This is a genomic window from Oxobacter pfennigii (genome assembly GCF_001317355.1).
Lineage (GTDB): Bacteria > Bacillota > Clostridia > Clostridiales > Oxobacteraceae > Oxobacter > Oxobacter pfennigii.
This window is the reverse complement of record NZ_LKET01000004.1, coordinates 1-575: the sequence shown is the minus strand read 5'-3', so window position 1 is coordinate 575 and position 575 is coordinate 1. Positions and strand designations below refer to the sequence as shown.

Genomic DNA, 575 nt, shown 5'->3' with positions numbered 1-575 from the left:
ACCTAACGGAAACTATATCCGCGATATGACAGACAGCTCAGGAAACAAAGTGACATATAACTATAACCAGACAAAAGGCACACTGGATTCTGTCGTTGACCCTAAGGGTAAACAGACATCATACGGGTATGATAATAACGACAGGCTGACAAGTGTATCCAAAGTTGTAAGCGGTGAAACTGTTCGAAACAGTTATACCTACGAGAATGACAGGATAAAAACAATAAATCACAATGACTTTTACTACAAATTCGATTATGACAACTTAGGAAATGTTTCCGAAGTGAAAGTAAAAGAGAATAGGTCATTGATAAAGAATACCTATGCGGCAGAAGCCGGCGGCGGGTTAAATATAAAAACCAACAAGCTTCAGGAATCGGAATACGGAAACGGCCAGAAGGTTGGGTATCAGTACGATATATTGGACAGAATAATGGCAAGGACATATAATGGTTCCACGAGGCACTGGTATACTTATGACAGTGCCGGGAATTTGGGATATCATGACGATATAGTAAACGGAGTAAAATATAGGTATGTTTACGATCTTGCAAACAGGCTTTCAGAAGTAAGAG

The 575-nt window shown here is 39.7% G+C and carries 1 protein-coding gene; it reads left to right on the top strand.

Features of this window, described 5'->3' with window-relative positions; all coding sequences use genetic code 11:
• Positions 1-25: 25 nt before the first annotated feature.
• Positions 26-575, top strand: a 550-nt coding sequence (locus tag OXPF_RS22230) for a hypothetical protein (RefSeq protein ID WP_160317113.1), incomplete at its 3' end; no start/stop codon positions are given.